Below are 25,078 nucleotides of genomic sequence, written 5' to 3'. Positions count from 1 at the left end.
ATGACAGCGAACATGCATGCTTTCGCCAATGGCGCCGAACTCGCCGGCAAGCTCGCGGACAAGGTGGTCGAGGTTCTCACGGCCGCCATCGCCACCCGCGGCTCTGCAAGCATTGCGGTCTCCGGCGGTTCGACGCCGAAGATCTTCTTCCAGACGCTGTCATCGCGTTCGCTCGACTGGAGCAAGGTGACGATTACCCTCGTCGACGAACGGTTCGTGCCGGCAGACAATCCGCGCTCGAACCACCTGCTCGTCCAGGAAAACCTGTTGAAGGACAAGGCGGCGTCGGCACAGTTCTTTCCGCTCTACCAAGCCGCGGCTTCCGTCGAGGAGGCCGCCGTTATCGCCACAGAAAAGACCAAGTGCATCGGCTTTCCCTTTGACGTCGCCATCCTCGGCATGGGCAATGACGGCCACACGGCCTCGTTCTTTCCGGGCGGGAGCAATCTCGCTGCGGCGCTCGATTCGAACAGCCCGCGCGGCATCATCACGATGGAAGCCGAAGGAGCCGGCGAACCCCGGCTGACCTTCACCTTCTCCAGCCTTCAGGATGCCGGATTGCTGGTGCTCCATATCGAAGGGGCAGGCAAGAAGGACGTTCTCGCCAAAGCGGAAGCGCCAGGCGAAGAGACCGAGATGCCGATCCGCGCCATTCTGCGCCGGGCCGCCTCTCTGGTCGAGATTTACTGGGCTCCCTGACAGGCCGCACGGCCGCCATCGGACCCTGAACGACACAGCAATCACCGCTGCGCCTCACGCCCCGAAAAGGCGTGCCGGCATAGCAATGACATTTGAAGTCTGCGCCTAGCCCTTTCCCAAGACGGATCACGTTGATCTTTCGGGGTTATGCGCAAAAACAGACGGAGGCAGATCGACCATGGCCGCTGACGCCCGCATTTCGGCAATCACCACACGTATCATCGAGCGCTCGAAGCCGACACGCGAGCGCTATCTGGACCGCCTGCGCAATGCCGCAACGGTGGGTGCACAGCGCTCCGTGCTCGGCTGCGCCAATCTTGCGCATGGCTTCGCCATCTGTTCGCCCTCCGAGAAAGAGGCATTGGCGGGGGACCGCGTGCCCAATCTCGGGATCATCACTTCCTATAACGACATGCTCTCGGCGCATCAGCCCTTCGAAACCTATCCCGCCATCATCCGCGAGGCGGCGGCAGAGGCAGGCGGCATTGCTCAGGTTGCCGGCGGCGTGCCTGCCATGTGCGACGGCGTCACGCAGGGCCAGCCGGGCATGGAACTCTCGCTCTTCTCGCGCGATCTGATCGCCATGTCCGCCGGTGTCGGCCTGTCGCACAACATGTTCGATGCGGCCGTTTTCCTCGGCGTCTGCGACAAAATCGTACCCGGCCTCGTCATTGCCGCGCTCTCCTTCGGCCATCTGCCGGCTGTCTTCATCCCGGCCGGGCCGATGACCTCTGGCCTGGCGAACGACGAAAAATCGCGCGTGCGCCAGCTCTATGCCGAGGGCAAGGTCGGCCGCGCGGAGCTGCTGGAAGCCGAATCGAAGTCCTATCACGGCCCCGGCACCTGCACCTTCTACGGTACGGCCAATTCCAACCAGATGCTGATGGAGATCATGGGCTTCCATATGCCCGGCGCTTCCTTCGTCAATCCCGGCACGCCGCTGCGCGAAGCGCTGACCCGCGAGGCGACCAAGCGGGCGCTCGCCATTACCGCCATGGGCAACGAATTCACGCCCGCCGGCGAGATGATCGATGAACGCTCGATCGTCAACGGCGTCGTTGGCCTGCATGCGACCGGCGGCTCGACCAATCACACGATGCATCTCGTCGCCATGGCGCGCGCGGCCGGCATCGTGCTGACCTGGCAGGATATTTCCGAGCTTTCGGACATCATCCCGCTGCTCGCCCGCGTCTATCCGAACGGACTTGCAGACGTGAACCATTTCCATGCCGCCGGTGGCATGGGCTTCCTGATCAAGGAGCTCCTCAAGAAGGGGCTGCTGCACGACGATGTGCGTACCGTCGCCGGCCAGGGGCTTTCGGCCTATTCGATCGAGGTGAAAATCGGCGCCGATGGCGGCGTCGTCCGCGAACAGGCGCCGGAAAAGAGCTGCGACCCCAAGGTGTTGGCGGGCATCGATGCACCGTTCCAGACCACTGGCGGCCTGAAAATGCTGCGCGGCAATATCGGCAAGGCGGTGATCAAGATTTCTGCCGTCAAGCCGGAGCGCCATGTCATTGAGGCGCCCGCCGTGATTTTCCACGACCAGCTCGAGATCCAGCAGGCATTCAAGGACGGCAAGCTCAACCGCGATTTCGTCGCCGTCGTCCGATTCCAGGGCCCCAAGGCGAACGGCATGCCGGAGCTGCACAAGCTGACGCCGGCACTCGGCGTGCTGCAGGATCGCGGCTTCCGCGTGGCGCTGTTGACCGATGGGCGCATGTCCGGCGCGTCCGGCAAGGTACCGGCCGCCATCCACGTCACCCCGGAAGCCGTCGAGGGCGGACCGATTGCCCGCATTAAGGAAGGCGATATCATCCGCATCGACGCGATTGCTGGTACGCTGGAGGTGCTGGTCGACGCTGCCGACATGGCCGAACGCGATCCCGTCGTCATCGACCTCTCCGAGAATGAGTTCGGCATGGGCCGCGAGCTCTTCGCCTCGTTCCGCCACGGCGCCGGCCCGGCCGACCAGGGCGCCAGCGTCCTGTTCCATCATTGATGGTTGCGTCGCCGGAATTCGGCAAGACGACGTCGAACATTGATCAGGGAGTGTTCGACGCCGTCTTTTCCGCATTCGCCGGAGCCTTGTCCGTCCACCCCGGCGGGAGGCCGATGCGTGCTCCTATGAAGCCCGTCACGCCCGGCGACTTCCCAAATGCTTTGCAGGCCTCATACTTGGGCGCTCGGCCGACGAGAGCCGCCAAATTCGCTCTGGAAGGGAAAGAGGGCATCGATCCGAAGGGCGTTTTGCCCTTGACCAACAACTTGCTGAAGTCGCCGCCGAATTTGGCGGCGAGACTGTAGGCATCTCCTTCCCTGGCAACCGTTCCTGAATCAAGAAACGCGTTTGCCCCACGTCCCCAGATCATCACAGCTCTCTGCACGCCCTGAGGATTAAGGGCCTCCGCCTCGAGAGAGAGACTGCCCATGCCGATCGGGATGCGGGGGATGGGCACGGGTACATTCGGCAGCAGCACGCTCTTGCCGACAGATGCGACTTTCGAAACGCCGACGGCTGTAGCGTTCGTTGCCTTGACCTGCGTGACGACGGCGCGAACAGTCAGATCCGCCTGATGGGTTAGACCGACAACGACGAATCGTTCACTCAATCCGGAACAAAGCGCCCTGTCGACGGCATTGGTGACGAGGTTGCGCTGCTCGGGCGTGAAGGCGGCGCTTTCAGCCCGCAATGAAAAAGCAGTCGGAATAATCTTCACGGTCTTCGCCGTCAGAACATCGTCCCTGCTCACCCGAAGAAGCGAGTGGGCAACCAGCCCGTCCGATCGGGTCAGGCCGTCATAAGATCGCAAGGATCCCGCGCGATCCAGGGGCGCTGCCGCGCACCCCCCCAAGAAACTTAGCAAAAGAGCCATCGACCAAATATCGGACCGCCGACGCCCAGGGGTTTCGGCGGCATCTGAACCGTAAGTCTCGCAATTATCGTGATTTGAGATTGCATTGGCTGGCATGGACGTATCGCTCTCCTGCGTTTGGTTAGGGCATCTCGTATCAACATTAAATATTACACTGGATGTAAAAATTAATGTTGGCTACTTTGCGGCAATCCAAAAATGGCGCGCTGGAATTATTTCACCGGGAATTGAGCAGGGTGCGGGACAAGCTGATGGTTTGAGTGGCGCTGCGACTTATGACAGTATGGAGCGATGCATGATCGCCCCTTAAAACCGGAAGGCCTGCGCGAGCAAAAGCGACGCCTGACATTTCAACGCATAGCGGAAGTCGGACTGAAATCCTTTCTAGCGAAGGGTTATCAGGAAACGACGATCGACGAGATTGCGGCCGCGGCTGGTATTTCCCGCCGGACTTTCTTCTATTACTTCAAAAGCAAGGACGACATTCTTCTGGCGCATCAGCGCGGATATATGGACGCTCTCCGGGCAAGCATCACAGAGAACGCATCAGCCGGACGACCGCTCGATGTCATTCATCAGGCAACCCTGAGACTTGTAGCACGCCTTCAGGCTGAGGCTCCTCAGCTTCTTGAGACGGCCCGGCTTCTGCGTCAAAGCGAGTCCCTGCGCGCACGCACGCGCAGCAACTACCTGCAGCTCGAACAGGTTGCCTACGAGACACTGTGCGAACTGTTTCCGACGAGGGACCGCGACGGACTACGGCTGGTTTCAATGATTGCCGTAAGCCCTCTTCGCCTCTCGGTCGACAAGTGGCTGCAGGAAGACGGCAAGCTACCGCTGATTGACTACATGGAGGATGCGCTCAAGAAGTGGCAGGCGGAAATTTGATCCGTCTCTAAATCAAAAAGATAGAGTGGGATGTCGCCCGAAAACCGCGCACAGTCTTCGGCATCCCGCTCTATCCCTTTGTTTTTACGCAATTCCGGACGAAAAACCGCTTCGCACTTTTCCTGGAATTGCTCCAGCGCGTGGATCGTCGCCCAAACCTATTCTTGGCGACGAGATTTAATCAAGCACGGATATCGAGCACGCGGTCGCGGTGCGACGGATGGGTGCTGTAGACGAAGATCTTGTTCATCTCCTTCTCCGACAGCAGGCGCAGGAAACGGACCTCGATGGTGTTGTTGGGGAAGATCTTCATCAGGATGCAACCGACCTTGGTGATGCGGGCATCGGGGATGTCGAGATAGAACTGCTTTGGCAGATTATACTGGGTGAGGATCGCCAGAATCGCGCTGCTCTGCGAGATTCGGATGATATCGCAGCGGCGTGACGCCAAGTTCATGACGCCTTTTTCGGTATATTCGATCCGCGCCGCGTTCATCGTGTCCTCCATTCTGTACCGCACCTCGCGGTCGTACATGAAGGACTCTTCCTTGTTGAGGAAATGCTGGCCTGGGTGAGCGGTGCCGGAAGCTGCCATTATCGTAAATCCCTGAAGTATATTACGAAGCTCAGGCTACCAGCGGGTATTTAACAGAAGGTTTGGAAGCGCTAGACCAAGTTGCATTTTATTGTATTTCTACACCTGGACTAGCGCTCCCGCGCTCTTGGGAGGATGCCTTATTGCTTGCGATAGGTGTGGCCGTCAGCATCGAAAAGATGCAGCTTCTGCCTATCGGCCGCAAAGCGCATCTTCTGCCCGCGCTTAACGTCTGCGATGCCGGGTATCTTGACGATGATCGGCTCACCATCCACCAGGCCCTCGATATAAAGTTGCGTGACCTCGCCGAGGGCTTCCACGATGGAGACCTCGCCTTCGAAGAGGTAATTCTCGTCCGTCGCGATCCGCAAATCTTCCGGGCGAACGCCGAAGCTTGCGGTTTTGCCTTGCTCGGATGCCGCCGTCGCAATGTCGAGCGTCACCGTCTTGCCGCCTGTCAGAGTCACTGTCGTCATCGCGCCGGTGCCAGTGACCTTCGACGGGATGATGTTCATGGCCGGCGAGCCGATGAACTTCGCCACGAAGAGGTTGGCCGGATGCTCATAAAGCTCGAGCGGCGCACCGACCTGCTCCACACGACCGGCCGACAACACCACGATGCGGTCCGCCAAGGTCATGGCTTCCACCTGGTCGTGGGTGACATAGATCATCGTCGTCTGGGGCATGGAATCGCTGAGCTTGGCGATCTCGATACGTGTCGCCACGCGCAACGCCGCGTCGAGGTTCGATAGCGGTTCATCGAACAGAAAGACCTTCGGGTTGCGGCAGATGGCACGGCCGATTGCGACGCGCTGGCGCTGACCGCCCGAGAGAGCCTTTGGGAGGCGCTCAAGATATTGCGTGAGCTGAAGGCTCGCGGCGGCGGCGCGAACGCGGCGGTCGATCTCCTGCTTGCTTTCCCCGGCGATGCGCATGCCGAAGGCCATGTTGTCGAAGACCGTCATATGCGGATAGAGAGCATAGGACTGGAAGACCATCGCGATGCCGCGCCTTGACGGCGGCACCTCGTTGACTTTCTGTCCCGCGATGAGCATGTCGCCGGAGGTGATGCTCTCGAGCCCGGCAATCATACGCAGCAAGGTGGATTTGCCGCATCCGGACGGGCCGACGAAGACGATGAATTCGCCCTCCTGGATATCCAGATCGATGCCATGCAGAACATGCACATTTCCGTATGATTTTCGGATGTCCTTCAGAACAAGCCCTGTCATCTATGCTCTCCTCCTCCCAAACACTCAGGCGAGACGCGCGAAGTAAGCGCCCCAGGCCGGAATATCGATCTTGTTGCCGTAGTTGTTGCTTGCAAAACCGTGACCGGCAAGAGCCTGCCAACTCCCCTCAGGCAGGGTTGCAGTCGCTTCTGTCGCGCTCATGTTGAACACACAGAGAATAGTCTCGTCGCCGTAGTGACGCGTATAAAGCAGCACGTCCCCCTGCGGTTCAGCAAACGCAATCTCGCCCTTGGCGAAAGCCGGGTGCTGCTTGCGGAAGGCGAGGAAGCGGCGATATTGCTCCAGCACCGAACTCTCATCTCCATGCTGCACGCTGACAGCGCGCAGGATATGCTCTACCGGCACCGGAAGCCAGGGTTTCACCGTCGAGAAACCGCCTTGTGCGACCTGGCTGTCCCAGACCATCGGCGTGCGGCAGCCGTCGCGGCCCTTGAATTCCGGCCAGAATTGGATGCCGTAGGGGTCCTGCAGATCCTGATAGGCGAGATCGGCTTCCGTCAGGCCGAGCTCCTCGCCCTGGTAGAGGCAGACCGAGCCGCGCAAGGTCAGGATCAAGGCCGCATATTGCTTGGCAAGCGCATCACGATCGGCAACCAGGCTGCCCCAGCGGCTGACATGGCGCACCACGTCATGGTTTGAAAACGCCCAGCAGGCCCAGCCGTCCGGCGCGGCGGCGGCAAAATCCTTCATGACGTCTTCGACGCGTTCCGGCGACAGCGGGTCCGGCGCCAGGAATTCGAAGGCGTAGCACATATGCATCTTGTCGTCGCCGGACGTATATTCGCCGACGATCTCGAGCCCGCGCTGACTATCGCCGACTTCGCCGACGGCGGCAATCGCCGGATATTCATCCAGCACGGCGCGGAAACGCTGCAGGAACTTCAGATTCTCCGGACGGTTCTTGTCGTAGAGATGCTCCTGGAAATTATAGGGATTGACCGCCGGCGCGGTCGAAGCATTGCGGCGGGACGGCTCCAGCGCGGGATTGTCGCGCAGTTCCCGGTCGTGGAAATAGAAGTTGATGGTATCGAGGCGGAAGCCATCGACGCCACGGTCGAGCCAGAAGCGCACGACGTCCAGCAGCCGGTCCTGAACCTCGGGATTGTGCAGGTTCAGGTCGGGTTGCGAGATCAGGAAGTTGTGCATGTAATATTGCATGCGGGTCGGATCCCAGGCCCAGGCAGAACCGCCGAAGATCGAGAGCCAGTTGTTGGGCGGCGTGCCGTCCGGCTTGGCATCCGCCCAGACATACCAGTCCGCCTTGGGATTATCCTTGCTCGAGCGGCTTTCGACAAACCAGGGATGGCGGTCGGAACTGTGTGACAGCACCAGATCGATCATCACCTTGATGCCGAGACGATGCGCTTCGGTCACCATCACATCGAAGTCGGCAAGCGTACCGAAGATCGGATCGACATCTTCATAGTTGGAGACGTCGTAGCCGAAATCACGCATGGGCGAGGTGAAGAACGGCGAAATCCAGATCGCGTCGACACCGAGGGCTGCAATATGCGGCAGGCGGACGGCGATCCCCTTGAGATCGCCGATGCCGTCGCCGTTCGAGTCCTGATAGGAGCGCGGGTAGATCTGATAGATCACGGCGCCACGCCACCAGTCCTTGTCAACAGCCGAAATCGATTGAGGGGCAATGCTCATGCTGAGTGGTCCTGTATGTATGGAATGGTCTTGGATCAGCCCCCCTTCACCGACCCGGCGAGCAGACCGCGCACGAGATAGCGCTGCAGACCGAAGAAGACGAGGAGCGGGATAAGGATGGTGACGAAGGCGGAGGCCGTCAGGATTTCCCAATTGCCGCCGCGCGAGCCGAGTAGGGCGTTCAAGGCCGCCGTCAGAACCAGATGATCCTTGTCGGTGCCGAGGAACACCATGGCGATCAGAAGGTCGTTCCAGACCCAGAGGAACTGGAAAATCGCAAAGGAGGCGAGCGCCGGGAAGGACAGCGGCAGGATGATCTTGACGAAGATATCGAAGTCGCTGGCGCCGTCGACGCGGGCGGATTCGATGATTTCCTTCGGCAGGCCGGCAATGTAGTTGCGCAGCAGGTAGATCGCGAGCGGCAGGCCGAAGGCGGTATGCGCCATCCAGATGCCGGGATAGGTCTTCGACGGCACACCGAACACCTGGCCGATTTCGTTATAGATGCGCAACAGCGGGATGAGCGACATCTGCAGCGGCACGACGATGAGGCCGACGACAAGCGCGATCAGGAGCGCGCGGCCGGGGAAATCCATCCAGGCAAGCGCATAGGCAGCGAAAGCCGCGATCAGGATCGGGATGATCGTCGCCGGAATGGTGACCGTCAGCGAGTTGATGAAGGACTGGCCGATGCCTTCGCCCGTCAGAACGGTGTGATAATTCTGCAGGGTGAACTGCGGTGGGGCGGAAATGGTCAGATAAATGCGTTTGCCGCGCGTATCCGCGTCGAAAGCAGCATTTTTCTGATAGCGGTAGCTGCCATCGGCATTGACGGTCAGCGTCTCGCCATTGCCGATATCCGCAGGCGCACCGGCCTTGAAAGCGGCCGGGTCCTGCACACGCAGGCCGAAGGATTCGATCTTGCCGTTACCGCCGTTACCGTCGCCGGAGACATTCCCGGTGATCACGTAATTGGGGCCATCCTGCGTCGCCTTATCGTTGCCAGCGAGGCGCACTGCCGTCGTCCGCGTCGAGCCGGCGAAGGCCGTCCACCAGCCGGAGACGACGATCTGATCCTTGTCACGCAGGGCCGTGATGAAGATACCGAGCGTCGGCAGCAGCCAGACGAGAACGATGAGCACAACCGCGAAATGAACGAAGAGGCGAGCGGGGCCGATGCGGCCAAGGTTTCCGATCATCTTAGCGACCCTTCATTTCTGCGTTTGCACGACGGATGTTCCAGATCATGATCGGTGTGACGGCGACCATGATGACGAGCGCGATGACCGCGCTTCGGCCGGAATCGCCGCCGCCGCGGAACAGCCAGTTGAACATCAGATTTGCAAGGACCATCGTGTTCCACTGACCGTTGGTCATGGTGAGCACGATATCGAACACCTTGAGGACGAGGATGGTGATGGTCGTCCAGACCGTGGCGATCGTACCCCAGACCTGCGGCACCATGATTTTCCAGAAGATTTGCCAGCCATTGGCGCCGTCGATAACGGCCGCTTCGATGGTCTCCTCCGGAATACCGCGGAGGGCGGCCGATAGGATGACCATGGCAAAGCCGGTCTGGATCCAGATGAGCATGACCATCAGGAAGAAGTTGTTCCAGAAGGGGATGGTGATCCAGACTTCCGGCGTACCGCCGAAGAGCTGCACGACCGCATTCAGCAGACCGATCTGCGTGTCGTTGCCGCCGCGATATTCGTAGATGAACTTCCAGATGACCGACGCGCCGACAAAGGAGATTGCCATCGGCATGAAGATGACCGCCTTGGCGATGTTACCCCACCAGATGCGATCGGTCATGACTGCAATGACGAGACCGAAGAAGGTGCAGGCAGCCGGCACGACGGCAAGCCAAAGGATGTTGTTGAAGATCGACTGGCGGAATTCGGTGTCGTTGAACGCCCAGACATAGTTGGCGCCGCCGACGAATTGATTGCCGTCAGGCCCGTAGAAGGACAGGATGAGCGTCGCCACCACCGGATACATCAGGTAGACGGCGAGGAGGAAAAGCGCCGGTCCGAGGAAAAGCCAGGGGCGGATCAGGCTGCGGCGACGCAGATTGACGGCGGCGCGATGAACATCGCCACCTTCTTTCGCCGGGAAAATCAGGTCCAGCAGTTTGTTGGAAAACAGAAAATAGGCGGCGCAAACGGCAACGCCGAATATCATGGCTCCAATCGCCGTCAGTATCTGCGAAATCATCCTTCCCTCCCGAATAATTGCTTGCACGAAGCGACCTGTCCGGCGTCGTCGGCACCTCCCAAGGCGTCGGCTACGACAGGGTAGAGCGGCGGCGCCGGGAGATACCGGCGACGCCATTCTGCGATGTTATGATTACTTGATGGAGTCCCAAGCCTTCTGGATTGCGTCGGCGGAGTCCTGAGCGGACTTGCCACCGACGAAGTCCACCATGCCGGTCCAGAATGCGCCTGCGCCGATCTTGCCCGGCATCAGGTCGGAACCGTCGAAGCGGAAGGTGGTGGCGGTCGTCAGGATTTCGCCTTCCTTCCTCAGAGTGTCGTTGGCATAGGCCGCCGTGTTGACGCCCTTGTACGGGGTCAGGAAGCCGGACTGTGCCATCCAGACTTCTTGGGCGATCGGCGTCTGCAGGAACTCGATGAAGGCGCGAGCGGCCTTCGAGTCCTTGGTGATCGTTGCCAGAGTGCCGGCGCCGAGAACCGGCTTGCCGAGCTCCGGATGCGATGCATAGGGCGGGAAGTAGAAGAAGTCGGCATCCTGGCCGAGCTTCGTTCCCTCGGGGAAGAAGGATGGGATGAAGGATGCCTGCTTGTGCAGGTAGCACTTGGGCGGAACAGTAAAGAGGCCCTTCGGGCTATCTCGGAAGTCGGTCGAGGCAACCGCAGCGACACCGCCGTTGACATATTTGGCGTTCTTGGCGAACTTGCCGAATTCATCGATGGCGTTGACGACCTTGGGGTCGTTGAATTTCAGGCTGTTGTCGACCCAGCCGTCATAGTCCTTCGGCGAGACGGTGCGCAGCATCAGATCTTCGACCCAGTCGGTCGCCGGCCAGCCGGTGGCGCCGCCCGAACCGAGGCCGATGCACCAGGGGGTGCCGCCGTCCTTGACGATCTGGTCGGAAAGCTTGATCAGGTCTTCCATGGTGGTGGGGACCTTATAGCCGGCTTCTTCGAAATTTTCCGGCACGTACCAGACGAGCGACTTCAGGTCAGCCTTGTACGGGAAGGCGTAGAAGGCGTCCTTGCCGTCCTTGCCCTTATAGGTGCCGTAGCCAACCCAGCTATCGCCAGCGCCATAGTTGGTCTTCACCCAGTTTGCCAGATCATCGCCGAGCGGCGTCAGATAGCCCTTGCTGGCAAGGTTGGCGAGAAGGCCCGGCTGCGGCAGGATCGCAACATTCGGAGGCGAACCGGCCTGGGTGTCGATAACAATCTGCTGCTCGTAGTTTTCCGAGGACGAATACTTGGCATTAACGCCGGTCGCTTCGGTGAAATAATTCAGGACGCTCGTGAACAGCGCCTCGTCTTCGCCGCGCCATGGGCCGAAGATCGTCATCGTCTCGCCTTTCAAGTCCGCATGAGCGGCCTTGAAGTCGTCATAGCTCTTCCAGTTGAACTTGGAATCCTGACCGGGCTGGAACTTCAAATCTGCAGCCAGTGCGCTACCAGCCGCCAAGGCGGCAACGGCAACGGTCATCAAAAGCAATTTCTTCATGTGGTTGTCCTCCCAAATACAAATCCCACGAGCCCGAACACGCGGCGCGTGCTGCGCGCTCATTTCTCAAAGCGCTTTGGCTACTCACTCATTCCATTGCGGGCAGAGCAAAGTCAAGCGAATTTGTGAATTCGGCTAATATACACCCAAATCTCGCATTGCAGCATTGAATGACATCAATATTTCGCAAATTGTCTTGTTTCGCATGCGCTGCCTGCTACATAGTCTAAAGCGCTTTGGAAGCCAGTCGCATGGCAGGAGGAAGCCTTTGCGCGACTGGAATGGGCAGATGGAGGAGCGGAGCCACGTGAATCTGAAGCAGCTATCGCAAATGTTAGGCCTGTCGCAGACCACGGTCAGCCGTGCTTTGAACGGATATCCGGAGGTCAATCGCGAAACCCGCGAGCGAGTGCTCAAAGCGGTGCGGGAGACGGGCTATCGTCCGAACAAGGCCGCGCAACGGCTGGCGACCGGCAAAGCCGGCTCGATTGGCCTGGTCATGCCGACGGCGCCCGGCCACCCGTCCGATCTGCATTTCGGCGAATTCCTGACCGGCCTCGGCGAAGAGGCATTGCGGCATGATTTCCATTTCGTCCTGACGCCGGCCGATCCGAACGACGAAGTCGGTGCGCTGAAGCGGCTTGCCGCCAGCGGCAATGTCGACGCCCTGTTCATCACCTATATGCGCGGCCATGATCCACGCCTCGAAATGCTGAAATCATTGTCCATACCCTTCCTGGTGCATGGACGGTCCTTTGGAACGGAGCCGGATTACCCCTATCTCGACATCGACAACGAGGCCGCCTTCTACGACGCCACAAAGCTGCTGCTGCAGCTCGGCCACAAGCGTTTTGCGCTGCTGAACGGCCCGATCTATCTCGATTTCGCCATCCGGCGGAAAAAGGGCGTGGTCGCAGCCCTTGCCGAACGCGGCCTGATGCTGGATGAGGCGTATGTCAGCCATACCGCAATGACCGATGAACAGGGCTTTTACGCCATGGAGCGCATCCTGCAGCTCGACGTGCGGCCAACCGCCATCCTCTGTTCCAGCACAGTACTGGCGCTCGGCGCGGTGCGCGCCATCAACCAGGCGAAACTGAAGCTCGGCGAGGATATTTCGCTGATCGCCCACGACGATGTGCTGACACTGTTGAAACCGGAGAATTTCACCGTGCCGCTGACGACCACGCGATCGTCGCTGCGCGCCGCGGGCGTGCGCGTCGCCGAGCGGCTGATCGGCGAGATCAAGCAGCTCGAGACATTTCCCGAGCAGGAGCTTTGGAAGACCGAGCTGATCGTGCGTGCCTCGACCGGCGTGGCGCCGGCCGATTGATATGATTTACTTGGCGTGATCTCAGAACTGCGGCGCCGGCCTGCCGGCAGCACGATGGGCGGCAATCACCGTATTGGCCATCAGCATGGCGATGGTCATCGGCCCGACGCCGCCCGGAACCGGGGTGATGGCGGCGGCCACTTCCGCCGCCTCGGCAAAGGCGACATCGCCGACCAGCCGGCTCTTGCCCTCGCCGCGTTCCGGTGCAGCAATGCGGTTGATGCCGACATCGATCACCGTCGCACCCGGCTTCACCCAATCCGCCTTCACCATTTCCGGCCGGCCGACCGCCGCCACCAGAATATCGGCACTGCGGGCAACCGCCGGCAGGTCCTTGGTGCGGGAATGGGCCGTCGTCACCGTCGCATTGGCATTGAGCAGCAGTTGCGCCATCGGCTTGCCGAACAGGTTCGAGCGGCCGATGACGACGGCATTCAGACCCGACAGGTCCTCGCCATGGATGCGGCGCACCAGCAGCATGGCGCCGGCCGGCGTGCAGGAGATCAGCCCGGTGGCAAGATCGCCGGTCGCCAGCTTGCCGGCATTGACCACATGCAGGCCATCGACATCCTTGTCCGGCCGGATCGACTGGATGATCGCTTCGGCATTCAGATGCTTCGGCAGCGGCAGTTGCACCAGGATGCCGTGAATGGCGGCATCCCCGTTGAGGGACTGGACAAGCTTTGCCAGCTCGTCCTGCGTCGTCTCGGCCGGCAGCGTGTGCTGGATGGAGGTAAAGCCGCATTCCTTGGCCATGCGGCCCTTGGCGCCGACATAGGTGTGGCTGGCCGGATCATCGCCGACGATGACGACGGCAAGGCCGGTCTTCACACCCGTCTCTTTTTCCAATGCTGCGGTCGCCGTCTTCACCGCATCAATTACCGAAGCAGCCACCTGCTTGCCATCGATCACAGTCGTCACGAATATCTCCCGACATAATTTCGGCGGCAATCTACAAGCCATCGGCCCGGCGGATTTGCCTGCCAACGCCCTATGGTGTCTGAAAGCGGTAATTGCAAGGAGAAATCGGCGACGGGTTCAGCCGCGCCCTGTCTGCCGGCGTGAAGCATAGGTCTGCACTTTCATACGCAACAATGCTAACTCGCGCTGGATTTGCGTCAGCTCCTCGGTAACCACTGGACGATCATTGGCAACGGGAATCGTAGCGTCGAAGCGCAGTTGCGGCAATTCGGGCATTGGTCGCGGCGGCAGCGGGGCCGGCTCGGCGACACGGCTGAAAACCGGCTCGGGCGAAACGAAGCGCCCGGCTGTCTGATCCTCCGAAAGCGATCCGCCGCCCATCCATTTCCGCAGGAAGACCAGGCAAAGTGCTGCACCAAGGCCCATGACGAAACCCGCCGCCTGGCTACCCGCAAGATTGTCGTCGAGGGGAGCCTTGGCGGCGACGGCAGGGGCGATGACGGCGATCGGAACCTCGACTTCGGGCGGAGCCGTATCGGCGTTCTGCAGATCGGCGTCATAGCGGCTCTGGGCGGCCGCGACATCATCCTGAAGCTGACCAAGGCGGGCCATATCGACATCGATGCTTTTCTGGCTGAGAGCGGTCATCCGCGCGGAAAGCGCCGTCCGGTTCTCAAGGGCAGCCTTCAGGACCGTATCGCTGCTGGCGATCAGTCGCTGCAGTTGATTGCGGATATCGGCGGCCAGCCCATCGACCGTCGCCTGTTGCGCCAGCAGACGGGGATGGCGCGGGCCGAGCTGCGTGGAGAGCTGGGACAGGACGACCTTGGCGGCGCTATAGCGGCTACGCAGATCATCAAGTCCGGCAGATGATAGATTGCCCGACAGCGCGCCACTCGTGACGCTGGCAGGCGTGGCGGATTTGGCGGCAAAGACGCGGGCCTTTGCACTCTGCACGGCAGCCTCGGAGGCCTTCATCTCCTCATCCAACTGACGGCGCTGCCGCTGAAGATCGAGTGCAGCTTCGATCTTGTCGTTGCCATACTGCGTCTTGAAATCGGCCAGCGCGGCCTTCGCTTGATCGAGATCCTTGCGACTCCGGTCGGCAAGCGAGCTGCTTTTGCCAGGAAGGCCAGCGCCTTGCGCAACGGCGGCGTCATAGATCGTCGCATCGGCCAGACGATTGGCGATCTCGGCCGACTTTGCCGGATCGCTTGTGGTAACGGCAAGATGCAGGGTGCCGCTCGGCGCATCGGTAGTGGCGACAATATCCCTGCGAAGGGCTGCCTGCGCACGCGACGGCGCGTCGGACGCATTGCCGCTGCCGGAGAGCAATTCCATGGCAACGCCGAAAGCGCCGGCCCGATCACCGGTGAATTCCGGATCGCGGTCGAGCTTCAGCCGGGCGACCAGATCGGAAAGCAAGGAGGGCGCGGCGGCGCGTTTGGCGGTGACATCCAGAAGCGCCTGTCGCGCAGCCCCCTGCCCTTTTATCTGCAATACGGTGTGGGAGACATAGCGCGGCGGAGCTGCCAGCATTGTCGGGAGAAAGGCGCCCGCCAGTGCGGCGACAATAACGAAGGCAATGGAGCCGAACCCGAACACCCAGCGCCGCGGCGGCGTAGGCGTCACCGCTGAAACGGCGTGCGGTTCAACCGGAGGCGAAAGCTCGATTTCGACGACTTCGACACTGGGCGAAGCCAATGATTGATCTGCGATCGGTTCCGGCTGCCCATACATGATCGTTTCGCGGGCGACTGGATGGTCTCGCAGGATGCCGCGGATGCGGTCGGGCAACGGTTGAGCCTCTGCAGCCTCGTCCACATCAGGCTTTTTTCGCCCGGAGACCGGATAGGGATCGCCGTCCAGCATCTTTTGAATGAGGGCCAGCAACTCCGCATCGCCCGGGGTTCGGTGGCCGGCAGGCTGGGCGTTGGCGGCTATCAGATAGCCGTCTGCCCCGCGATCGAAATGGGCATGCCGACCTACGCCGCGGTAAGCTCCGAAGGCTTCCGCGTCGTCAGGAAGGTATCTCGTCCTGGCCTTGCTTTCGAACATGGCGGGTTGTCTCGCGCGCATGGTCAGTGACCGATGCCGATGGTTAACCCACTCTAAATTTTCATGGCAAAGAAAAGGTTAACGACAACCGCAATCTGGGGGCGCAATCTGGGGGCGCGATCGGGATCAGCCGGCGAGCTTATCGGGCGAAGGAAGCCGCAGCAAAGGCGCGGGCTGCGGTTCGGCGGCGCGCAGAATGCGCTCCTTGCGGCCGAATTGGTGCCGAACGACCTGGTAGAGGAAGAGCGGCACACCGAGAATATAGCGCCGCCACAGCCTGCTCGGCTCCTGAAGCAGGCGGTACATCCATTCAAAGCGCGTGGCGCGCACCAGCGCCGGCGCACGCGGCACCGTGCCGGAGACGAAATCGAACAATGCGCCGACCGTCAGCACCAGCCTTGCGTGCTGCGGTTCGATATGGTCGGCGACCCATTTTTCCTGAAGCGGCGTCCCCATGCCGACAATCAGTACGTCGATCTTCTGACGGCTGACCTCCGCCGTCACCAGATCGCTTTTCTCCTTGTCGAAATAACCGTCCGCAATAACGATGAATTCGTGCCACGGCGCATGTTTACGGAAGTTTTCCGCGGCCTTTTCAACAACATCGCGGCGGCCACCAATCAGACCGATACGCTTCGGCCGATCCATAAAGGTCAGCAGAGCCGGCACGAAATCGGTACCGTTCAAATTGGCCGGAAAGGAAACGCCATGGGCAACCCGCGAGGCGATATCCAGGCCGACACCATCGGGCAGGACAAGGTTTTTCGCCAGCACATCGCGATACCTGCCGTCGCGCAGCATCATCAGCATATTATGGGCGTTGACGAAGGAGATGACCGTCTGGCCGACCGGGAGGGACGCCAGCTCGTTGATGAAGTTCAGCGCGTCTTCCCAATCGAGGTCGCAGACCGGCAAGTCGAAAATCATTCGACGCGACGTGAGCACGGCAAAATTTGCGACTAGATTCACCCTAGACCTCCTGCCGCAGACGCCTTCATACGCGCGTCGCCGGCAAACTTCTCGACGCAAATCCTCCACCGTCTGTCCGTTCGGTGACATCGGACGCATCGCTGAGGATGCTTATAGCAAGGCGATCCCAAGCTTCCGTTAGGAAAATCGATTGGAATTGCGAAAGAAAAACAGGGATTTGTTAACGCTGTTTCGGGCGACAAACGCAGCAGGCCGCTCCATAAGGGGAGCGGCCATCACCGGTCTCAGCAGGTCTAATGTGCCGGCTTCGGCTCCGCGTCGGGCGCTGCATCGCCCTGGACGATCTTTACCGGCTTGACGGTTCTCTTGCCGCCGCCATCGCCATTGTTGATCTCATCCTTGGAGAGATAGTCGAGCTGTTCGACCAGAACGTCGGCGACATAGTCGCCGCCGAGGCGTTCGTTCATGTTCTTCTTGATATCGCTGCGGAAACTGGCGACATCGAAGCTGCCGGTATGGCTGATGTCGATCGTCTTATTGCCCACCAGCAGCGAATAAAGCTCGTCCGTCGTCAATTCCGTCAGCGGCGTCTGGAGCTGGTTCGCCTTGCCCTTCTCCATCATGAAGGAAATGCGGGTGATGAAATAGCCGTTCACCTGACCGTTGGCGATGACGGGCACGTTGATCGATTCGCCCTTGACGAACTCCTGCTGCGCCTTTTTGGCGTCGTCAGGATTGATCGCGGGCGCCGTCGCCATCTGCACCGAAAAATAGACCGAAGCCAGCGTTACGGCGCAGACCCAGAGGCCGGTGAGGACGAGCTTGATCATCCGGCCTCACGGACGCGGAACTGCTCCTGCGAATAGGTGCCGTCCGCATCCGCGTTCTGCACCGCATTCTTCAAGATATCGGCGACGGCACGCACGGCCTCGAGATGCGCTTCGACGCGCCGTGCGTTCAAGATCAGCTTCTTCTTCAGCCCGTGCAACTGCTCGATATGCGAGATGGCAAGCTCGGCCGGATTGGTATCGCGAAACAGCATCGACAATTCGTAGAGGCAACGGCTCTTATGCGCATTCGATACTTTGAGATCGAATTCCGGATCTTTGCCGATGCGGTTGTTCTCGTTATCGATGATCATTTCCAGGCGGCCAAGGACCGACTTTATCCGGTAGTCGTTCGAAATTACTTCCATGTCCTGCCCCCGATCATACTTTCTTGGACGTCAGCGTATCTTGATTGGTGACGGTCGTATCGCTGTCACCATTGGTCTCGGCTGCGGCAAGCGTCTTTCGCTGGAAATCGGTGATTGCACTCAGCGCCATCTTCTTGTCGTTCTCATCGGTCGCCGCATTGACGGCGCCGGTGTTGCGCATCTTGGAAACCTGTTCCTTGTACATTTGCTCGGCAATGCCGACGCCGCCATTCTTGGCGAGCGTATTGCCGAGCTGTTCGGCCATCATGCCCTTCCAGATTTCACCGGCGGAGCCCTTGCCGTACAGCGTTTCGCTGTTCGGCAGCATGTTCTTCACGAAGTTCTGCAGCACCATCGCTTCGAACTTATGATAAGTCTGCGGCACCTTTGTCGGCGCCGTATGCGTGTTGGCGTTGCTGAGGCCGGCCTTCGTTGCGGCGCTGTCCAGCGCACTCACGGTCGAGGCGAAACCATTGCCGTTTTCCGCCAGGCTGGTGGCGGCAAAGGCAGCCCTGTTGGCCGCGAGCTTTTCCTGGGCTGCCTGAACGTCGGCCGGATTGGCGGCCTTGACGACATCCAGGACCAAATCACTCGGAGGCGAGATAGCCACGTCACGTTTCCTTTCACTAGAGCATGATCCCGCGACGCGTGAAGCAGCCATCGAGCAAGGTCATGCCGAATCGAGCGGTTAGAGCGTCGTGCATTCATTTGAACGCATGAAAATCGTTCTAATCTTTTGAATCCGGAGCAAGGCGGCGATTCGGGGATATGCCGTCTTGTTCTGAGATCACGAGGATTATGGTTTTTGAACCTTGCTGGAGGCTGGCGTTGCGCCCGCGAAGCGCTGATCGATGATATCGTAGACGGCATTATCGTCCGCCTCGCGCATTTCCAGTTCGCGGGCATCCTTCATATGCTCTTCCAACCGCTCCGCCTTGGTGCGCTCTTGCAGAACTTTCGTCTCGATCAGCTTTTGGATGCCGTCAAGTTGCTGATCCTTGAGCGTCAGGCGGGCATAGCGCCCGGCATAGTGCACCGAAAATGCCATATGTATCGGATCGGCCGAGCTGATCGCGTCGATCAGTTTTTCCATCGACTGGCTGACCTCGTTGCGCTGGCGGGTGGTATCCGCAAGCTCGTTTTCCGCTATCCGCTCGAGATGGCGCTGTACGGCGACGAGGCGCTTCAATTTTTCGGACCGGCTTTTTTCCGCCATCGCTTCCGCCTTACGCCGCTAATGCCCGTTGAAGACGCTCAGGAAGGCGCCGGAGAACTGACTGACGATCGCCGCGATACTGAGATAGAGCATGAACAACCCGCCCATCAGCAGATAGGGCGTGGAGATAAAATAGATCGGGATCTGCGGCGCCAGCTTATTGATGAAGCCGATCGACATCTGGAACATCAGACCATAGAGCAGGAAGGGGCTCGCCAGCCGGAGCATGATGAAAAAGGTGGCCTCCAGCGTATCGGCCACCGATACCAGCGAAGCGCGCGCATCGATATGGCCGCCGAAGGGAACGACCGAATAGGAATCGACCAGCGCCTGCAGGACGTGGTGGTGAAAATCCATAATGAACAGCATCATCAGTCCGCAGAAGCTGATCAGGCTGGTGAGCGACGTCTCGTTCGATTCTTCGATGATGTCCATGCCGCCGGGCGCATTGAAGCCGATGAGCATCGATATGGCCGTGCCGGCGAATTGCAGCCCGAGCGTATAGAGCCGCGCCATCATGCCGTACATAAGGCCGATCACCGTTTCGGTGAAGATCAGGCCGATATAGGTGGCGCCGCCTTTGGACACTTCCGGATAGATCGTGTTCCAAAGCAGCGGCAGGATTGCCATCGACAAGGCGGCCGCAAGCAGGATCCGAACCTGTTGCGGCACGCGGCCCGACGAAAACCCCGGTAGCACCATGATGCAGCCGCCAATGCGGCAGAAGGCGAGAAACAACGCCAGAATGGTGCCCTGGGGGTCTGTTATCATGAAATGGAACCTAGAATCTTGATCTCGATCCCCTTGGCCAATTCCACATGCGACAAGACCGGCAGAGTCGCGAACAGGCGTTCGATGATCATGCGCACATAGGAGCGCGTTTCCGGCGATGTGACAAGCACGAAGGGCAAGCCGCGGTCCATGTATTCACGGATAACTTTGCCTGCCTGCTCGCTGAATTCTTCCAGATTGCGCGGATCGATGTCGAACTCGACGATCTCGCCCTTCTGGTCGCGCTTCAGCGCCTGATGGAAGATAAGATCCCACTTGCTGCCGAGGCGGAGAACACGCAGCACGCCATTGTCGGCAAGGTCGCCGCAGAGCTGCTGCGCCATGCGCACGCGCACATGCTCGACGATCTGCTCCGTCTTGCGCACATGCGGCGCAAGTTCCGCAACGGCTTCGAGAATGAGGTGCAGGTTGCGGATCGAGACACGTTCGGCAAGCAGCAGCTTGAGGACCGCCTGCAGGCCGGAATAGGACATATGTGACGAGCAGATCTCGTCGGCGAGCTTCTTGTATTCCGGATCGAGGCGCTCGATCAGGATCTTTACGTCCTTGTAGGAGAGAAGTGCCGGCAGGTTGTTGCGAATGACTTCGCTCATATGCGTCAGCACGACGGAGACATTGTCGATCGGCTGGAAGCCTTCGCGCTTCAAATCCTCGGTGAAGGCTTCGAGGACCGAGACAGCGGGCATACCGAAGGCTGGTTCGCGAATCTCGTCGCCCGGAACGGTCGGCTTGCGGCCCGAACCCGTGACGACGAGCACTTCGCCGACACGCAACATGTTGGAGGCGACCGTCGTGCCGTGAATGCGGATCTGATAGGACTTGTCGGCAATGGCGATGTCGTCCGTCACCTTGATTTCCGGCACGACGAAACCGTATTGCGTCGCGAATTTCTTGCGCATCTTGCCGACACGGAAAGCCAATTCCTGATGCGCGCCGAGCAGGCGGGTGGAGACGATCTTGCCGAGCGCCAATTCGATTTCCGAGGTCGTCAGAACCGACTTGACCGAATCCTTCTCCATTTCCTTCGACTGCATCACCTTCTTTTCCTCCGCATCGCGGCGAAGCTTGTTTTCGGCTTCGGCCTGCCGCGGGATGAACCAGGCGCCGCCTGCCATCAGGCCGCCGAGAATGAGGAAGGGAACGAAGGGCATGCCCGGCATGACGGCCAGGATGCCCATCAGGATCGCGGCAACGGCGAGCGCGCGCGGATAGCCGCTCAACTGATTGATAACGGCCTGGTCGGTGGAGCCGGCGGTGCCGCCGCGCGAAACGAGAAGACCGGCGGCGAGCGAGACGATGAGCGCCGGCATCTGCGACACCAGACCGTCGCCGACCGAAAGCTTGACGAAGACGTCAGCCGCCTGGCCGATCTGCATGCCATGGCGGAAATAGCCGATAATGATGCCGCCGAAGATGTTGATGCAGGTGATGAGCAGGCCGGCGACGGCATCGCCGCGCACGAATTTCGAGGCACCGTCCATGGCACCGAAGAAGGAGCTTTCCTCTTCCAGCTCGCGGCGGCGGCGCTGCGCTTCTTTTTCGTCGATCAGGCCGGCCGACAGGTCGGCGTCGATCGCCATCTGCTTGCCGGGGATGGCATCGAGGGTGAAACGCGCGCCGACTTCGGCGATACGCGTCGCGCCCTTGGTGATGACGATGAAGTTGATGGTGATCAGGATCATGAAGACGATCAGACCGATGACGAAGTCGCCGGACATCACCAGGCTGGAGAAACCGGCGATCACGCCGCCGGCCGCATCATGTCCCTCATAGCCGTGCGAAAGAATGACGCGCGTCGTCGCAATGTTCAACGACAAACGCGTCATGGTCGCGATCAGCAGGATGGTCGGGAAGGATGAGAATTCCAGCGGCTTCTTGATCCACAGCGCCACCATCAGAATCAGCACCGAGAGCGCGATCGAGAAGGCCAGGCCCATATCGATGAGGAATGGCGGGATCGGCAGGAAGAGCACGCACAGGATGACCATGATACCGAGGGCGAACCCGATATCACGCATGCTGGGATTGGCTTTGGGAAGTGCTATTGCGGGTGGTTGCGCCATCGACCGGTTCCGTCTCTTCATGAGAGGGGGCAAACGGCTGACCCGTTTGCCCTATTCGGTCAGATCATTAAAAGGCGAAGCTTGCGCGAGAATGGCCTCTGGCCGACGCCACCGTCCTAAAGCGCATCGCAATCTCTGGGATCAGCTCTTTGCGCTTTAGCTCTTAACTTGCACATGTCGTGATCGCAAAACCGCTGCGCAGTTTTGCGCGTCATGTTTTAGAATCCCGACTGAATTCGGGAAAAGACGAGGTTGGTGAAGATCGAGATCTGCGAGCCGACGAAGGGGGCCGTGATGCCGACCGTCACCATGACGGCGACGATCTTCGGCACGAAGGTCAACGTGGCCTCCTGCACCTGGGTCAGCGCCTGGATCAAGGCGATGACGAGGCCGACGATCATGGCCGCAAGAACTGCCGGGCCCGCGGAAACGAGCACCGTCCAGATCGCCGCCTGGAAGATATCCAATGCATCGGCTTCATTCATATCTTCATCCCTTAGTTCAGCCGGCTCCTCATGAGCTGCTGGTCGAGTCGGTACTGTCAGACGAATCGGTCGTAGTATCGCTCGTTGACGTCGTCGTATCAATCGTCGTGCCTGCCGGCGCGACTGTGACGCCCGCCTGCAGAAGCACTTTGTCGCCGTCTTCGGTTTCGGCAATGATACCGTCCGAATAGACGGTTACTTCCTTGATCGTGCCGGTGACCGTGCCGTCGGCACTCATGATCTCCTTGCCGATATAATCCGACGCATTCGAAATCCATTGATTCTGCAGCACTGTTTCCAAGTGCGAGTTCGTCTGGATCTGCTGTTCGACCTGGGAGAAGCTGGCGAGCTGCGAAATCTGCTCGCTGGCATCCATGGGGTCGGTCGGATCCTGCGTCTTCATCTGCGCGATGAGGAGCTGCAAGAAGTCATTGTAGTTCACCGTAGCGCTTGCCGAGGCTGTCGCCGCGTTACTCGAACTGCTGCTGGTCGAAGACGTGGTGCTGGTGACTGCATCTACCGCCACGGCGCGATCTCCCGGCGAATATGCTCGATCGTCGCGGCCGGCATTTCCTGGTTGTGAAGAATGTTGTCTTCGACCGGGTAAAGCCCGCGGATCGCCTTGAGCGCGTCGAAGGCACGGCCGGTGGCCACGAGCCCATCGATCCGCTTCAGCTCGGCCAGCACTTCCTCATTGCGGAAGCAGGAGAGCAGCATCACGATCGACTTGCGGAACATCGCCGTCGATTGTTCCTTGCCTTCCGGATTGATGAGGATCATCTGCGCGATGAAATAGAGCTGGCGCAGCGGTGTCGTCGCATCTTCCGGCTGGAGAACGTGGTTCTCGAGCAAGAAGGTCACATCATTCAGGAATTCCAGGGCGACCTTGCGGTCAACACGCAGCACGGCCCCGTTGATAAAAATTCTTTCCCCGGCTTTAAGCGATATGCGAAGCGTACTTTTCATTTAAGTCCATCCCTGATGATGGTGGTGACATCGATGATGCCTTGATAATTTTCCGACTGGCGCCTACGGATCCGGTCGCATTCCTTCAAAATCCAGATTGCGATGGAGATAAGATTGGCGCGCAGTTCGACGTTAAGCTGGTTCTCCGGACTTTTTAGATCCTCGATAAAGCTGATCCAGACACGTCTTGTGTAGAACAGTGCCTCGATCGCTTCGCGGCCGTACTTCCCCTTGTCACGGGCCGCAGAGAGAAGAGCTACCGACCGGTCCAGAACTTGACGTTCTCGCTCCTTGGCGTCGGCCACTGCATCCTGCATGACTTCCGCATATGAGAACTGATACATTCATGCATCCTTCTTGGTCATTACATGCCTTTGATCATCAAAGGTAATTTACAAGGCTCAGCTGCTGTATCTTGGAGACGATAGTATATGCCGTCTCAAGCTGAGTTTCGAGGCTGTTGACCTTGGTCGAAGCCTCATAAGGGTCGACTCCGGTAAGGTCGCCGATATTAGTGTTAATGATATCCTTCTGTGCGTTCAGCGATGTGTTCGCATCTGAGAGACGCGATTGCGACAGACCGAGCTGGCTCGACTGGTCGTTGATTCCATCGATCGCCTGACGCGTATAGCTGGTTGCCTGGTCGTTGACCGCATTCAACGCGTCCTGGTTCAAGCCCAAACTCGAATCCATCAACGAGTTGACGACGGTGGTTGCGAGCGCCAGGTAGCGCATGCCGGGTTCATTGGCGTTGGTCGAGGAATCGATCACTTCTGAGTTGCTGATGCGGCTCGACATGTTCTGATCCGAAGCGGCCGACCAGCTTGCCCAATTGTCCGGCGCAGAAGCAGAGTCCGACGTGAACATCGGCTCGACCTCAGTGGTGATGAAATCCGTCATCTGGTCGCCGGTCAGATCTTCGACGGTCGTGCCGTTGTCGCTGGCATATTGCGCCAGCGCCGTCTGGATAGAGGTCGTCGCATCGGCGGTGTAGTCGGTCATCGGCTGCACGTCGGTATTGGTGCCGGCGAAGAGATACTCGCCGTTGACCATGGTATTGGCATCGGAAATGAAGCTCGAAAGCGTCGCACTCGCCGTCTGCTGCGTCAGCGATACGCTGCTTCCATCGGTGTTGCCACGCAGCGCCACCAACTGATCCATCAGCTTCTGAGACTGAGACGACATGTCGCTCAGAGCCGTCTGTGACGACGACATGCGCTGATCGGCGATCGAATTGCTGCTGAGCAGGGAATCGATGCGTGTGACTTCCCGCGTGAGATTGACGCTAAGTGCAGTATTGCTCCCCAGCGCGACGCCGATATCCGCATAGACGCCGGTCGTCGCTTCGGTCGAAGCATCCGTCATCTCATTTTGCGACTGACGGATCGTCTGACGCATAGCGTTCTGAATGGCTGCGCTTGAAATGAAGGAAAGTTTCATG

26 protein-coding genes are annotated in these 25,078 nt (G+C 59.6%); 5 read left to right on the top strand and 21 right to left on the bottom strand.

Going from position 1 to position 25,078, the window contains the following annotated elements; genetic code table 11:
* Together pgl and edd are read left to right on the top strand one after the other, a co-directional pair.
* Entirely contained in the window at window positions 1–699 is a 699-nt protein-coding gene (gene pgl, locus N2601_RS01360) for a 6-phosphogluconolactonase (RefSeq protein WP_104822040.1), read from the top strand.
* Between the two features lie 178 nt (window positions 700–877).
* The gene (edd, locus tag N2601_RS01355; RefSeq protein WP_260303353.1) at window positions 878–2,701 is read left to right on the top strand and encodes a phosphogluconate dehydratase; all 1,824 of its coding nucleotides are present in this window, start codon (window positions 878–880) and stop codon (window positions 2,699–2,701) included.
* A 43-nt stretch (window positions 2,702–2,744) separates the two neighbouring features.
* Here edd and N2601_RS01350 read toward each other — a convergent pair whose 3' ends face one another.
* Entirely contained in the window at window positions 2,745–3,575 is an 831-nt protein-coding gene (locus tag N2601_RS01350; RefSeq protein ID WP_445944975.1) for a DUF3313 domain-containing protein, read from the bottom strand.
* Between the two features lie 85 nt (window positions 3,576–3,660).
* Here N2601_RS01350 and N2601_RS01345 point away from each other — a divergent pair, with 85 nt between their 5' ends.
* Both N2601_RS01345 and N2601_RS01340 read left to right on the top strand, forming a co-directional pair.
* Window positions 3,661–3,885 carry a hypothetical protein gene (locus N2601_RS01345; protein WP_158704417.1) on the top strand — a complete coding sequence of 75 codons (225 nt, stop codon included), beginning with the start codon at window positions 3,661–3,663 and terminating at the stop codon, window positions 3,883–3,885.
* On the top strand, window positions 3,867–4,463 hold the full coding sequence (locus N2601_RS01340; RefSeq protein WP_104822037.1) for a TetR/AcrR family transcriptional regulator: 597 nt from the start codon (window positions 3,867–3,869) through the stop codon (window positions 4,461–4,463). The genes N2601_RS01345 and N2601_RS01340 overlap by 19 nt, the downstream gene beginning before the upstream one ends.
* A 181-nt stretch (window positions 4,464–4,644) precedes the next feature.
* Here the strand turns inward: N2601_RS01340 and N2601_RS01335 are convergent, their stop codons facing one another.
* The 6 genes from N2601_RS01335 to N2601_RS01310 form a co-directional block, all read right to left on the bottom strand.
* Window positions 4,645–5,058, bottom strand: coding sequence for a hypothetical protein (locus tag N2601_RS01335; protein ID WP_199773516.1), 414 nt, complete (start codon window positions 5,056–5,058; stop codon window positions 4,645–4,647).
* A gap of 140 nt (window positions 5,059–5,198) precedes the next feature.
* Window positions 5,199–6,290, bottom strand: a complete 1,092-nt coding sequence (locus tag N2601_RS01330; RefSeq protein ID WP_104822036.1) for an ABC transporter ATP-binding protein — start codon at window positions 6,288–6,290, stop codon at window positions 5,199–5,201.
* Window positions 6,291–6,314: 24 nt separating this feature from the next.
* The gene (bglA, locus tag N2601_RS01325) at window positions 6,315–7,967 is read right to left on the bottom strand and encodes a beta-galactosidase BglA (RefSeq protein WP_104822035.1); all 1,653 of its coding nucleotides are present in this window, start codon (window positions 7,965–7,967) and stop codon (window positions 6,315–6,317) included.
* Window positions 7,968–8,002: 35 nt separating this feature from the next.
* Entirely contained in the window at window positions 8,003–9,166 is a 1,164-nt protein-coding gene (locus tag N2601_RS01320) for a carbohydrate ABC transporter permease (RefSeq protein WP_104822034.1), read from the bottom strand.
* 1 nt (window position 9,167) lies between these two features.
* Complete coding sequence (locus tag N2601_RS01315; protein ID WP_104822033.1) at window positions 9,168–10,184, bottom strand: carbohydrate ABC transporter permease; 1,017 nt, start codon at window positions 10,182–10,184, stop codon at window positions 9,168–9,170.
* A gap of 132 nt (window positions 10,185–10,316) precedes the next feature.
* Window positions 10,317–11,678: an ABC transporter substrate-binding protein gene (locus tag N2601_RS01310; protein ID WP_104822032.1), complete on the bottom strand. Its 1,362-nt coding sequence runs from the start codon at window positions 11,676–11,678 to the stop codon at window positions 10,317–10,319.
* Window positions 11,679–11,985: 307 nt separating this feature from the next.
* Here N2601_RS01310 and N2601_RS01305 point away from each other — a divergent pair, with 307 nt between their 5' ends.
* Entirely contained in the window at window positions 11,986–13,011 is a 1,026-nt protein-coding gene (locus tag N2601_RS01305) for a LacI family DNA-binding transcriptional regulator (RefSeq protein WP_104824985.1), read from the top strand.
* 21 nt (window positions 13,012–13,032) lie between these two features.
* On the opposite strand, the gene folD is transcribed toward N2601_RS01305, so the two are convergent.
* From folD to N2601_RS01235, 14 genes are all read right to left on the bottom strand, one after another.
* On the bottom strand, window positions 13,033–13,932 hold the full coding sequence (folD, locus tag N2601_RS01300) for a bifunctional methylenetetrahydrofolate dehydrogenase/methenyltetrahydrofolate cyclohydrolase FolD (protein WP_104822031.1): 900 nt from the start codon (window positions 13,930–13,932) through the stop codon (window positions 13,033–13,035).
* A gap of 117 nt (window positions 13,933–14,049) precedes the next feature.
* Entirely contained in the window at window positions 14,050–15,990 is a 1,941-nt protein-coding gene (locus N2601_RS01295; protein ID WP_104822030.1) for a succinoglycan biosynthesis protein exop, read from the bottom strand.
* A gap of 126 nt (window positions 15,991–16,116) precedes the next feature.
* A complete protein-coding gene (locus tag N2601_RS01290) occupies window positions 16,117–16,959 on the bottom strand; it encodes a WecB/TagA/CpsF family glycosyltransferase (protein ID WP_104822029.1) in 843 nt (280 codons plus the stop codon).
* A gap of 254 nt (window positions 16,960–17,213) precedes the next feature.
* The gene (locus N2601_RS01285; RefSeq protein ID WP_104822028.1) at window positions 17,214–17,750 is read right to left on the bottom strand and encodes a hypothetical protein; all 537 of its coding nucleotides are present in this window, start codon (window positions 17,748–17,750) and stop codon (window positions 17,214–17,216) included.
* Window positions 17,747–18,115 (bottom strand): hypothetical protein, encoded by a 369-nt coding sequence (locus N2601_RS01280; RefSeq protein WP_104822027.1) that lies wholly within the window; start codon window positions 18,113–18,115, stop codon window positions 17,747–17,749. Before N2601_RS01280 ends, N2601_RS01285 begins: the two co-directional genes overlap by 4 nt.
* 13 nt (window positions 18,116–18,128) lie before the next feature.
* Window positions 18,129–18,725: a rod-binding protein gene (locus N2601_RS01275; protein ID WP_104822026.1), complete on the bottom strand. Its 597-nt coding sequence runs from the start codon at window positions 18,723–18,725 to the stop codon at window positions 18,129–18,131.
* Window positions 18,726–18,911: 186 nt separating this feature from the next.
* The gene (locus N2601_RS01270; RefSeq protein WP_104822025.1) at window positions 18,912–19,331 is read right to left on the bottom strand and encodes a hypothetical protein; all 420 of its coding nucleotides are present in this window, start codon (window positions 19,329–19,331) and stop codon (window positions 18,912–18,914) included.
* 18 nt (window positions 19,332–19,349) lie between these two features.
* Window positions 19,350–20,102, bottom strand: a complete 753-nt coding sequence (gene fliR, locus N2601_RS01265) for a flagellar biosynthetic protein FliR (protein WP_104822024.1) — start codon at window positions 20,100–20,102, stop codon at window positions 19,350–19,352.
* A complete protein-coding gene (gene flhA / locus N2601_RS01260; RefSeq protein ID WP_104822023.1) occupies window positions 20,099–22,186 on the bottom strand; it encodes a flagellar biosynthesis protein FlhA in 2,088 nt (695 codons plus the stop codon). Before flhA ends, fliR begins: the two co-directional genes overlap by 4 nt.
* A 218-nt stretch (window positions 22,187–22,404) precedes the next feature.
* On the bottom strand, window positions 22,405–22,671 hold the full coding sequence (fliQ, locus tag N2601_RS01255; protein WP_104822022.1) for a flagellar biosynthesis protein FliQ: 267 nt from the start codon (window positions 22,669–22,671) through the stop codon (window positions 22,405–22,407).
* A 28-nt stretch (window positions 22,672–22,699) separates the two neighbouring features.
* Window positions 22,700–23,197 carry a flagellar hook assembly protein FlgD gene (flgD, locus tag N2601_RS01250; RefSeq protein WP_104822021.1) on the bottom strand — a complete coding sequence of 166 codons (498 nt, stop codon included), beginning with the start codon at window positions 23,195–23,197 and terminating at the stop codon, window positions 22,700–22,702.
* Window positions 23,188–23,637, bottom strand: a complete 450-nt coding sequence (gene flbT / locus N2601_RS01245) for a flagellar biosynthesis repressor FlbT (protein ID WP_104822020.1) — start codon at window positions 23,635–23,637, stop codon at window positions 23,188–23,190. Before flbT ends, flgD begins: the two co-directional genes overlap by 10 nt.
* Window positions 23,634–23,981: a flagellar biosynthesis regulator FlaF gene (gene flaF / locus N2601_RS01240; protein WP_104822019.1), complete on the bottom strand. Its 348-nt coding sequence runs from the start codon at window positions 23,979–23,981 to the stop codon at window positions 23,634–23,636. The genes flbT and flaF overlap by 4 nt, the downstream gene beginning before the upstream one ends.
* Before the next feature lie 37 nt (window positions 23,982–24,018).
* Window positions 24,019–25,077, bottom strand: coding sequence for a flagellar hook-associated family protein (locus N2601_RS01235; RefSeq protein ID WP_104822018.1), 1,059 nt, complete (start codon window positions 25,075–25,077; stop codon window positions 24,019–24,021).
* Window position 25,078: the final 1 nt, after the last annotated feature.

It is taken from the genome of Rhizobium sp. CB3060 (assembly GCF_025200735.1).
Classification (GTDB): Bacteria; Pseudomonadota; Alphaproteobacteria; order Rhizobiales; family Rhizobiaceae; genus Rhizobium.
The sequence above is the reverse complement of the archived record's forward strand: the minus strand, read 5'-3'. Positions and strand labels throughout refer to the sequence as shown.